Source organism: Ralstonia sp. ASV6 (assembly GCF_016429285.1).
Lineage (GTDB): Bacteria > Pseudomonadota > Gammaproteobacteria > Burkholderiales > Burkholderiaceae > Ralstonia > Ralstonia flaminis.
Map to the genome: position 1 here is coordinate 1 of NZ_JAELUI010000171.1, position 10505 is coordinate 10505.

Annotated in this window: 17 protein-coding genes and 1 pseudogene; 15 read left to right on the forward strand and 3 right to left on the reverse strand. The window is 57.7% G+C overall.

Annotated elements, in window-relative coordinates:
• Positions 1-112: 112 nt before the first annotated feature.
• Positions 113-463, forward strand: a complete 351-nt coding sequence (locus JHD73_RS24075) for a hypothetical protein (RefSeq protein WP_199032697.1) — start codon at positions 113-115, stop codon at positions 461-463.
• Between the two features lie 33 nt (positions 464-496).
• The gene (locus JHD73_RS24080; protein WP_199032698.1) at positions 497-1459 is read left to right on the forward strand and encodes an SOS response-associated peptidase family protein; all 963 of its coding nucleotides are present in this window, start codon (positions 497-499) and stop codon (positions 1457-1459) included.
• Positions 1460-1489: 30 nt separating this feature from the next.
• On the opposite strand, the gene JHD73_RS24085 is transcribed toward JHD73_RS24080, so the two are convergent.
• Positions 1490-1987 (reverse strand): hypothetical protein, encoded by a 498-nt coding sequence (locus JHD73_RS24085; protein ID WP_199032699.1) that lies wholly within the window; start codon positions 1985-1987, stop codon positions 1490-1492.
• Positions 1988-2231: 244 nt separating this feature from the next.
• Positions 2232-2489 carry a hypothetical protein gene (locus JHD73_RS24090; protein WP_199032700.1) on the reverse strand — a complete coding sequence of 86 codons (258 nt, stop codon included), beginning with the start codon at positions 2487-2489 and terminating at the stop codon, positions 2232-2234.
• 739 nt (positions 2490-3228) lie between these two features.
• Between JHD73_RS24090 and JHD73_RS24095 the strand changes: the two genes are divergently transcribed.
• The 13 genes from JHD73_RS24095 to JHD73_RS24155 all read left to right on the forward strand — a co-directional run bounded on the left by JHD73_RS24095 (position 3229) and on the right by JHD73_RS24155 (position 10078).
• Positions 3229-3561 (forward strand): hypothetical protein, encoded by a 333-nt coding sequence (locus tag JHD73_RS24095; RefSeq protein WP_199032701.1) that lies wholly within the window; start codon positions 3229-3231, stop codon positions 3559-3561.
• Positions 3558-3893 (forward strand): hypothetical protein, encoded by a 336-nt coding sequence (locus JHD73_RS24100; protein WP_199032702.1) that lies wholly within the window; start codon positions 3558-3560, stop codon positions 3891-3893. Before JHD73_RS24095 ends, JHD73_RS24100 begins: the two co-directional genes overlap by 4 nt.
• Before the next feature lie 93 nt (positions 3894-3986).
• Positions 3987-4733: a hypothetical protein gene (locus JHD73_RS24105; protein WP_199032703.1), complete on the forward strand. Its 747-nt coding sequence runs from the start codon at positions 3987-3989 to the stop codon at positions 4731-4733.
• 156 nt (positions 4734-4889) lie between these two features.
• Positions 4890-5270, forward strand: coding sequence for a hypothetical protein (locus JHD73_RS24110; RefSeq protein ID WP_199032704.1), 381 nt, complete (start codon positions 4890-4892; stop codon positions 5268-5270).
• Positions 5271-6009: 739 nt separating this feature from the next.
• Positions 6010-6231: a hypothetical protein gene (locus JHD73_RS24115; RefSeq protein ID WP_199032705.1), complete on the forward strand. Its 222-nt coding sequence runs from the start codon at positions 6010-6012 to the stop codon at positions 6229-6231.
• A 61-nt stretch (positions 6232-6292) separates the two neighbouring features.
• Positions 6293-6607: a hypothetical protein gene (locus tag JHD73_RS24120; protein WP_233177135.1), complete on the forward strand. Its 315-nt coding sequence runs from the start codon at positions 6293-6295 to the stop codon at positions 6605-6607.
• A 120-nt stretch (positions 6608-6727) separates the two neighbouring features.
• Positions 6728-7114, forward strand: coding sequence for a hypothetical protein (locus JHD73_RS24125; protein WP_199032706.1), 387 nt, complete (start codon positions 6728-6730; stop codon positions 7112-7114).
• A gap of 393 nt (positions 7115-7507) precedes the next feature.
• Positions 7508-7858: a hypothetical protein gene (locus JHD73_RS24130; RefSeq protein WP_199032707.1), complete on the forward strand. Its 351-nt coding sequence runs from the start codon at positions 7508-7510 to the stop codon at positions 7856-7858.
• A gap of 4 nt (positions 7859-7862) precedes the next feature.
• Positions 7863-8156: a hypothetical protein gene (locus JHD73_RS24135; protein WP_199032708.1), complete on the forward strand. Its 294-nt coding sequence runs from the start codon at positions 7863-7865 to the stop codon at positions 8154-8156.
• The gene (locus JHD73_RS24140) at positions 8117-8740 is read left to right on the forward strand and encodes a hypothetical protein (RefSeq protein ID WP_199032709.1); all 624 of its coding nucleotides are present in this window, start codon (positions 8117-8119) and stop codon (positions 8738-8740) included. Before JHD73_RS24135 ends, JHD73_RS24140 begins: the two co-directional genes overlap by 40 nt.
• 540 nt (positions 8741-9280) lie before the next feature.
• Positions 9281-9451, forward strand: coding sequence for a RuvA C-terminal domain-containing protein (locus JHD73_RS29640; protein ID WP_199032710.1), 171 nt, complete (start codon positions 9281-9283; stop codon positions 9449-9451).
• A 73-nt stretch (positions 9452-9524) separates the two neighbouring features.
• Positions 9525-9755, forward strand: coding sequence for a hypothetical protein (locus tag JHD73_RS24150; RefSeq protein ID WP_199032711.1), 231 nt, complete (start codon positions 9525-9527; stop codon positions 9753-9755).
• Positions 9756-9781: 26 nt separating this feature from the next.
• A complete protein-coding gene (locus JHD73_RS24155) occupies positions 9782-10078 on the forward strand; it encodes a hypothetical protein (RefSeq protein ID WP_199032712.1) in 297 nt (98 codons plus the stop codon).
• A gap of 161 nt (positions 10079-10239) precedes the next feature.
• On the opposite strand, the pseudogene JHD73_RS24160 reads toward JHD73_RS24155, so the two are convergent.
• Positions 10240-10505, reverse strand: a pseudogene (locus JHD73_RS24160) (hypothetical protein); the annotation flags it as partial.

The window sequence follows — 10505 nt, forward strand, 5'->3', positions numbered from 1 at the left end:
GCTGAGGACCTCGCTGAAAAAGAAGCGTATCGAGCCAGGCTGACCGAGGGGACGGTGACGCCTGATCAGCGACGCAAAGCGCTCCGCGCCAGAAAGCCGTGAAGGTGTGGTGATGTCGAACCCGATCCGCGAGCGCTATCCCGCGCTGTCCCTGAAGGAGCTGCATGACCTTGGCCAGCGGCATCAAGGCGATGCGGTGGTGATCCGGCTGCTCTGGGAGGTCCGTGCGCTGCAGGCGGCCCTCCGTGATGCTTGGCGGATGGAAGCCGAGCACTCTTTCGTCTACCCCGACAATCCGGAAGGCCGGGCGCTGATGCAGCTGCGCTCAACGCTGAGGCAAGAGCCTTGGCTGGGCGAGGCGCTGCCCCATGAGCGCCCGATTACGGCGGAAGAGCAGCGCGCGTACGCCGAGCATAACCGGAAGGCCGGTCGCGCACAGGCGCGCCGCGCGCCGGGCGTATGATGGCCGATCTCTATTGCTGAGCGGGTGTATGCCATGTGCTATAGCGCTCTCGTGCGTGCCCAGTACCACGAATTCGTCCGGATGTTTGGCGCGACGCTCTCATTGCGCGAGTTTGTGGAGCTTTACGTCGAGCGAAGCACCGACAAGACGGTGCACATCCCAAAGGCGATGTCGGCGGCGTTCCTGCAGGCGCAGAACACCCCCGAGGAGCGGCGGATCGTCGAGCTCATCCGGGCGTTCGACGCCAATCGGCGGCTGGAGATCGAGCAGGAGCTCTTCGAGCAGCGCACGCGGCTGAACGACGCAGAGCGGGATCTGCGAGCCAAGGTGACCAAGCGAGCGAGCGAAGAGAAGCGGGTCGCCACCAACAAGAGCGAGCAGGCGCGCCGTCGCCTGGACGATCTGCTGCGCACGGAGCTCAAACCGGGCGACTCCAGAATCTTTCCGAACTGGTACGCCCCTGTGATGGTGGCGAGGGGGGATGGCTACGTGGTCATGCCTATGCGCTACCGGTGTCGGCCAGCTGGCGTGCCGGAGAGCTTCGATAAGCGCTACCCAGGCTGTTTCAATGCCAGGCGATCTAGCCTGAGCGGGTTTTGGAAAAAGCAGTTCGGGCACCAGCATGGGCTGCTGCTGGTAGACGAGTTTTTTGAGAAGGTGCTTAGGGCTCGATTGGAGGGGCGCGAACCGCTGGCGGGCGAAGAAGACGATAAGGTCGAACTCATTTTCTCGCCGAATCCGCGGCAATTGATGCTGGTGCCGTGCGTGTGGGATCGCTGGAAGCGGCCAGACTTGCCGGACCTATTGTCCTTTGCGGCCATAACGGACGAGCCACCGTCCGAGGTTCGGGCTGCTGGCCACGATCGGTGCCTCATCCCGATCAAGCGCGGAAATGTCGACGTCTGGCTCCGTCCGGAGCACAGTAGCCTTGAGGCACTCGACGATATCCTGGTGGACAAAGAGCATCCGTACTACGAGCACAGGTTGGCGGCGTAGCGCCGCTTGCATTAGAGCTCATCGCTCATGTCATCTGAACCGGAATCCAATGCATGCTCCGCACACCTTGTAGCTATCGTTCACCCGATGCATCTGGGCGTCGTAATGCCACACATTGCACACCTCGATCACGCCAATGCAACTTGTGTCTTCGTGTTGCTGGCTCGGCGGTAGTTGCGCGCTCACCGGCGGGCCATCGAGAATTGCATCGAGCTGGGAGTCGGGGACGCGGACAAGTTCATCCCACGAATATCCCATTGCCATGAATGTTCCAGGATCCGGTATTGCTCGTTTGCGACCGCTTTCGATTTTGTAGGTTGTTCCCCCGGGTCGTTCATGAGCGACAACCATGCCGTCCATAATGCACGTTGCCCCGGTTTGAACGCGATCAAGTTCCTCTTGGCTCAAGTTGCGCACATCCCCAATTTTCCAACCTTGCTTGACGAATGCTGGCCAGCTGCTGATTGGATGCTTGGCTCCAGCCTGCATGCAGTAGATCGTCGTCTTCCCGGGGCCCAAATCGTGCATGACAAGTGTCCCGTCCGGCAGGGGCGCGGATTGGCCGAGTGCGGAAACTGAGGCGGAAAGTCAAAGGGCGGCAAGCAAGAGCGTACGCATTTTCTTCCTCGAAAGCGGGGCGAATTAGGGCCATCGGCATGACTCTCGTTTTAGGCCATGGCGGGGACCCCGCTATCGGGGAAACAGACTAAGGAATCGCTCTTACTCGGTGGGGCTCACGGCTCAAAAAAGCGTATGGCATTTCGTGTGCGGCTTAGTCTCGTGACTTCTCCATGCAGTAGCCGTACATGTACACGATGGTTGCTGCGAATGCCGAGGTGAAGCTGGCAACCATCAGCATCACCGCCATGAACAGCCAATGCGGTGCGAAGTACTTGACGCCAGCGAAGACGCCGACCGGCAGGAAGATGGCCAGCAGGGGATGCCACTCGCTTGTGAGACGGTCATAGCCGTCGACGATGGGCAGAACGACCAAACTCATTTTCTTGAAGAAGGTGTCGAGCAATTCCATGGCGGTGTCAACTGTGAGGACAGTGACGATTCCAGCAGAAGCGCGCGCCCGGCGCAAGTCCGAATGAAGCTGCAAACGAAGAGGCTTTCCATTGTATGCGGGCGTGGCACGGAGTCCGACGGTAGTCCACCTTCTCCCGCAAGGTGGGCAAGAAGGAGGGCGCTAGCGTGTATCAATGTTGACATGGTGCACAAGTGCACCTATCATGCGGTGAACAAACTCCGCACAGAAAAGGTGCCGCCGATGATGAGAACAAAGATTAGTGCCGCTCTCGTAGCGTTAGACGCGAAAGATGTCGAGGGCGCGCGAAGAATTCTCGTCGAGGCCTTGTCTGCCTCAGACTCAGGATTGGTGGGCTTCCAAGCGTATGGAGACAAGTCGGGGCCTGCTTCTGCTGGGGAGCAACTGCCTTTCAAGCAAGGGGATTGGGTCATGCGGATTGGGAGGGCCCGCCCCATGATCGGCATCGTTCAGGACTGCTATCTGGTATGTGGCGAGCTCAGCATCGACTTGGTAGTGTACAGAGAAGATGGGAAGCGGATCGGCCGCGTATCACCGGCATGTGGAGGACCGAGACGAATGGAGCCCAGCTTGCCGGCATTAGAGTTCAAAAAGATCCGAAAGCCGAGCTTCCCCCTGGTCGAAGAGGCAATGTTGCCACGCTGTGTGGACTACGCGCACTTGCTCGTACCGTTTGAAGTTGCGGCCTAAAAAGGAACCGGCACAGGGGATATCAAAGATGGGAACGATCACAGTCAGGCTTACCGCACTACAAATTAATGAGATCGCACACAAGCTTCTCATCGTTGCCGATGACACGGATCTTCGCGAGTCGTATGAGTTAAGCGAAGGCGAGGCGCGGACCGTGGCCGAGCACTTTCGTGATGCGAAGCCAGGCGAGGTGTCGTTTGATGAGCGGTATCGAGCCGTGGTGGAAGGGGAGTTGGAGGATCGTATGCGGGCTCTTCACGCCAACTGGATTGATTGCTGTGACGAGGAAGAGGGCGCCACCTACCGGTCGCTGCATAGAGCGCTCAAGAACGTCAAGGATGCTCCCGCCATGCCGGCGTGACCTTTGTATTCTGGGGTATTCGTTTTCCGTGGTTGTTTTCACGTAGTGAGCCGCACAATTCAATGGGTGGTGATATGGCAACGATGATCGAACGCATCAAAGCACGTGCTTGGGTTGCCCATGTAGACGATGAGCGCGATACCGGCAGCGGCTACATGGTTTGTCTGGCGGATGAATACGTCTTTGCGGTCGACCCAGGATGTGGAGTCCGCGGCTTCGACACGCTGCGCGAAGTTGAAAAGGAAACGCGCCGCTGTAACGTGGTCAAGTCTCGATCTGCCAGCGGCTTGCGTGCCGCTCCGCATCAAGAGCACCCCCAATCAGGCACGTAATGCGGATGCCCGTATTTGGTGAGTACCAGTTGCGAAACAGCTTGGCGCGCGAGCGCTCCGTTACCGGCCGGAAGCCGGCCACAAAGGTAGAACATGACGCAACTCACGATTGATCAATTTCACGAGAACCTCGGCATGGCGGCCGCGTCGCGTACCGTAAAGAATGCTGTGATTCTTGGCCACGCCGAGCGTGGCACGACCAACTATCAAATCACGTTTGCGGATGACGTGAAGCTGGATGTGAAGCCGATTAGGGGGCTTGATGGCGAGCCTGCGCTGTCTGTGGAGGTTTCCAAAGGCGACGCGCATCCGCTTCCGGTAAGTAATTTCGAGCGTGTTGCGCAGATGAACGTGGCTTTCGACAATCCCCAAGGGGATCCGCGCGGCATCGACTGGTCACGGGTCAGGAGCCAGTGCAAAAACATCGGTCACGAGTTTGCCGAGTTGTTGGTCGCGCTGGGCGCCGACAAGGAAGAGGTCGACGCTATCGTCCAGCAGATCGATGCACTGCAGTTCAACAGTGACGTGAATCTGAAGCAGGTCCGGGATTCGCTCTGCGATGTTCACGTTTTCGGGTATGGCGCGCATCACCTGATGGGCATTGACGCAGACCGCGATATGGGCAGCGTGATTGAAGGGGTAATGACGCGCTTTGTGAAGAACGATGCCGATCGTGCCGCAACGATCGCGAAACACGCTTCTGCAGGCGTGACCGATGTCTATTTCGTTGGGGAGTACCCGACGATGGTGATGAAGTCCGCGTCCGATCAGCCGGATGCTCCCAAGGGCAAGTTCCTCAAATCGGCTAGCTACACCGAGCCGGAGTTCTACGAACCGTGAGTTGATGCGGCAAGGTTGTCGGAACATCCGATTCAGGTGTTGCTGTCTGCCCTTGGGCGGTGAGCGCACCTGAGTCTGATGCTTAGTGCCCGATCCATGTGTACTCCGCCCCTGGGCGCTTCGGATAGGGGCACAACGGCTGTGATTAATCAGAGGATGAAGATGCTTGAGTGGGCTTGGTTCGTGGTGCTGACGATCGTCGGCGTCGGGCTGTCGGTGTTTTCTGTGGCGCGCAGCAGGGAGAACCCAGAACAGTATCTTGGCGGAATGGAATATGTCCTCGCTTCAGTGAGCGCCCTGTTGCTCTCTCTCAATATCAGTTCGGAAGTTACCGTAGCGCCGCTCTTTCGATGGTTTTGCGAAGCGCTTCCACAACATGCGACAGATATTAATCAGTTCTCGGCTGCGCTACTGACGTGCATGGTGTCCTTGGGCTATATCTTGTGCGTACCGCTGCTCGCTGTGTGGGTAGACTTTCAGTTGGTCGACAAACGCAGACTCGCAACGCAGCTTTTCCAGCCCAGCCAGAAACGGTAATTGACATGGTGCACATGTGCACCTATGATTCGCCTACGGATAAACACAGGGAAAGGATGAGATCGTGATCGTTCATCGGTATTCGGACGGATCGGAGGGCTACCAGTTCGAGCAGGGCGATCGTGTGATCGTCAAGAGGACGATCCACGGGGGATGGTTCGACTACGGCCCGACTCACGCTGAACGCTGTATCGTGCACCGGACTGACGGTAAGGGATCCTGGGCAGTCGCTATGCTCGAAATCCACTACTCCGACGAGTGGGGTTGCGCGACTTGCTTCCCGTGGATGCTCGAACCCCACTCCGACACGTTACGTGAAGCGAAAGTCGTTACCGCCCACTGACTCGGGAGAAGAACCGACATGGTACTGATCGAAGCAACTATGCCGACTGAACTCGTGGCTACACCGATGCGTGATGGGAATCACCTGTTGGACTTTGTTGTCCGCTTGGATTGGCGCACTCAGTGATCCGTGCAAAGGAAAAACAGTCGCCATGATTCAGTGGACGGACGCACCGAACGGATCAGCGGGGCACTCTGATGGAAGACTCGTTGTCCAGATCCGACGGTTGGGAGCAGGCGGTTGGTCGGCTCGTTGGTGCAACGGTCAGGTTTGGGATGTTTCCGACCAATCGACGCAGGTCAGTGAGCAGTCGTCTCGGCATTTCCGGACGCGCGAGGCAGCAAAGCGTGCAGTGGAGTCTCGCATGCGGCCAAGTGAAAGGGATTGATGGGAAAGATGAGTCATACCTCGGGCCTCAGCGTGGGCGGCTTCGAAATGCTGCGAGCGGCCGTGAATGCTGCACGGCAGTTCCAGTGTCGATCAGTGTCCTCGCTGAAGGGGCGGCTTCTGTCGCAGTGGCCGGATCGCGGAGAAGACATCAACGAAGCGATCGACTACTGGGCGGGTAGCGTGCGCATGCGCCATCCCAGAGGGGTGCCTTCTGTGGCTTTGGACTGATGCCGTGCTTTGGGTAATTTCGAGTTGACTTGATACTCGCTGCAAAGGATAAGACCGGAAAATGAATTTGATGTCTAGGGACGAGTTTGAAGTGCCGCAGTATCCGCGGGGCGACCTTCGGCAAATGCTGGCCGTCCTGGCGGCAATTGACATCATCAAGGATGCGACATTGGTGGCAATCGTGGCTCGCACGGGTGTTGACAGAAAGAGCGTGACGCAGCTTGTTCAGCAAGCGGTGGAGCAAGCAGGCGTCCGAATTGAGAAATGCGGCGCTGTCTATCGGCTGGCTGACTGGGGGCCCGTCTTTAAGCGTTCGGGCGCGAGGAAAGCTTTAGAGGGCTCACTGATTTCGTCGGCCGAAGAGGGTGAGAAGTGAGCTTGCCAGATGTGGGGCAGCGGGGCCGCTAGCCGACAGGTTAGTTCGGTCTCAGCAGTAGTGGTACAGATAAGTGATTGCAAGAGAAATCATCAAGAACATTCCACTTTGGAGAAGGACATGTCAGTCAATACTCTTATTTCGTACGCGGATTCCGCTGTGCCAATGGTGGTGATCCTGGGCATCTTCGGTTTCGCACTCTGGTTCGAGTTTGTCCATCCGGAAACGCGAGAATTGGATGCAGAGGATGTCGTGCAGATGCGCGAACAGGCTGAACGGTATCCGGTTGTGGCGGAAATGGTGAAAGCGTGGAGCAAGGCCAACGTCGTGCTTCGAGGCCGACACCTTAACAAGGTGCTCGAACTGGCGGGTCAGTGCGAACGCTCGCAGGAGTACCGAGCCGAGCAAGCACTAAAAGCGGCAGAACTCGCGAAGCTGCGCGAGCAGGTGATGCATCATCCCGAGCGCCGAGTGTTGTCTATCTTCAGCCGTTCACCGACTCGCTGAAGAGGTCTGACACATGATTTCTTTCATCGTTCGGGCTGTGGTTACGCTCGTGGCCCTCACTTCCCTCCAGTATTCCAGCGTACTGGAACACGTGAATGTAGCTGTGCCAGGAAACTGCCTGCCTCACATCAGCGAAAAGGCAGAAATGGTAGGGGCGGAATGCGTCTACCAAGACGTAACAAGGAGCGGAAACTTGGTCACGCAAGATTTCTCAGTGACGGGTTCTCGTGGCACCGGCTTCAACACTCAGCAGGCGAGAATCGTTAGTGGTTTGGATAGCAGTGGCTTCACGTGGCGAACACTGTTGCTCGTTCTCATTGCTGTGGCTGTTTGGGTGCCGAGCTTGTTGCCGCGCTCGCGATCGCCGAGTGAAGAGACGAGGGCGGGCTAGCAATGAATACACCGACAGTAGAGAGCCTCGCGGAATCCATCAAGTCGTGGTGGGAGGATCACAAGTCTGATACGGCAAGTGACGGCAGTGGAGACTGGGTGAATGTCTTCAACGACGAGCCAGAGTTTGTCACGCAGGCTAAGCTCGTTCTTGGCGACTGGGAGCAGGAAAAGCGGGAGCGAGAGGATCTCGCCCGCCGGCTCTGGAATGTGGCCTATGCATTAGAAAAAAAGGGCGACCAAGGCGAGGACTGGTCATCGGCGCGCGCTTTGGAGGAACGGCTTCTTGCTGGTCAGCACGCCGCTGCAGACATCGACAATGCAAAGCAACTTCTGTTGCGTTACGGGAAGTAAGAACATGTTGGAACACACTGACCTACCTATCAAGAGTACGCGGTCACTGTATTACTTTGCGCTAGGTATCGCCTTCCTTGTCGCGGCGCTGGTGGTTTTCGGTAAAGGTTTCTACTCGCTAGCGTTCGTGCTGTCGGCGGGTGGCGTGACGCCGTTCTTCGTGATGCTCCTCGTTCCAGGTCGTCTTGCTGCGATGGGGTTCAGTGGGGCACAAGTCTTGCTCATCCGAGCTGCTCTGGTATCGCTACTCGCCGTTGCATGGGCGATCTCGGTCTTCGCATTCGTGCGCATTGGTTGATACCGCTGGAATCTTTGGGGGGGGCGACGATGGGTGAGGCCAAACGTAACAAAGAAGAGCGGCAGGCCTGGTATGCCGACTTGACCGAGTCCGAGCGTGTGATTGCGGATGTATCGCAGCTCGCACACGCGCGGCTAGCCAAGAACATGGGTTACGTGGGCGCCTGCTATTTCTTGGCGTTCTTCCTGAGGAAGTATCTGCGCGAAGAGAAAGGCGTCGATGTGCAGCCGGTGGTTGGATGGGCCTCCTCGCGAGTCGGCATGTTCGCGCATGCATGGATCGAGAGTGACGGTAAGCGTACGGATCTGTCGCTCACGCAGACCACCAGCAACTTGTTCCCGCCCGGGGACTTGATCATCCTGGACCGGGTGATCAAAAAGGGGGTGGTTTCCTACGCCTACCATCCGAACACAACAGCCGAGATCGAACGGGTCCTACAAGCTGATGGTGCAGATGGTGTGCGGAGGCTTGGAGACGTCGACAGGATGCGAAGGATTGGCGCAAGTGACGTTGCCATCGATGAGTATTTCATGAAGGCGCCGCCAGGCTATCGGTACTCCGAGGTCCTTGCCCATTTGGCTTAGAGTATTCCCTGGAGCGGTGTTGACATGGTGCACATGTGCACATATGATTGAGTCACGGTCTGCGAAGCACTTCGCAGAACACTACGACAAGAGCTCAACATGCACGGGGGTATGGCAATGTCAGTTTGTGTTGGTATTCAAGGGATTTCGGTCAGCAAGAAGCAATTGGTCTTCACCGGGTATATGGCTTTTGTGGCACTCATGCTGAGCGCGTTCAGTGCGCACGCGGAAGGTCCGGCCAGCGCCCCGGCAGGGCATGCCGTAACGGTCGTGACGCTATACAGCGAAACGCGCGTGGCGCCTGGTATCGACGCGAAGCCTCAGTCGGACCGTCCCCCCATTCAAGTGGTGAACGGCGGCGTCAAGAGTGCAGAAGGTAGTTGCTGGGAGATGGACGACACGGGGCAGATTCGCCCGGTCCCGGGAGACTGCTACGTACTCCGGTCGGCAGGTCCTGGTGAAAAGCCGCCGGTTCGGTAAGCAGAAGGGCGTTGGCGGCTTCGATGCTCGTCAGCGCCTTGGTCGAAGAAGGAGCATGTTGTGAGGGATGTCTCGCAAATCGTCGCCGAGGTGGCGCATGTGGATGATGGGTTCTGTAACCCACTGAAGATCAAGGCTGCGGCTGAGGCACGTGAGGATGCCGTCAACGAACTGCAGAATCTTGGCTATTCGCGCGATGAGGCCGAACAGATGATCGCAGATGCTGGATAGTGGTTTCGGGCTTGTCGCGTAAGCGCGAGCCTGTGCTATCCTTGGTGCACCTGTACACCATGCACGGAGTGAGATGAACAAGAAAGCAACCCTGGATAACGGTCAGCAGCTACGCAAGCTGATCGAGCGTTCGCGCATAACGCTGCAAGAAGCTCTTGACCTCATGAACGAGGGGCAAGCGTTCCCGATCACCATGTCGGCGTTGAAATCCTATCTGTCGGGCGTGGATTCTTCGCGTCGCCGCAATTGCCCGGATGCTGTTATTAACCGGGCGCGTGAGGTCATCTTGCCGGCGAAGAAATAGGCGCCCACTCTATTGAGGTAAGGCATATGTTTCCGACTGAATACTGGATGGTCGGTGTGTTCATTCTGGCGGTGATCGCACTCATCGACTTCAAGTTTGCGGTGCTACTGGGCATGATCGCCGCGGGCGTTCTGGCTATCCTGCACGCGAAGGTCGATCTCGGGATGTCGTGGGGTGAGATGAACCACGCCGTGCGAGACGACGCGCTCCCCCAGCTCGGGGGGCTACTCATTCTTGTTTTGATGCCGGTGGTTGCCAAGATGGCGCACCAGATCTACTGGGTCCGCCGGCATGTGAGCCAGGAAGAGAAACCGGTGCAATAAGTGCCTTTAGAGGGCTTGGCAATGCTGTGGTGAGTGGAGGCGGCAACAGCGTGTTTGTCGGCTCCATTGAGTTCGAACGGCTCTTTGTCCGTTCTGCTTTTTCCCGCAAATCTGTAACCCCGAGTATGAGCGGTGACTGTCTCCACCGGGAACGGTCGCCGCTACGGCGCTATTCCATCCTCGGCGGCGTTGTCTTTCACCAGCTCAGGACGCGGCAATCGCGTCATGTCGTAGCCATCGGCCGCACTCCCGCCCAGTACTTCGAAGCCGTGACGTGCATACCAGTCGCGCAGTGCCGTTGTGCTTAGCATCGTCTTGTTGGTGCCGATCTTCTTGGCAACCAGATGGACGGATTCATTGTGGCGATCAGCGGTGTCGAGAATGATCTTCAATGCTGCCGTGGCAAATCCCTTTCGCGGCTCAAGGG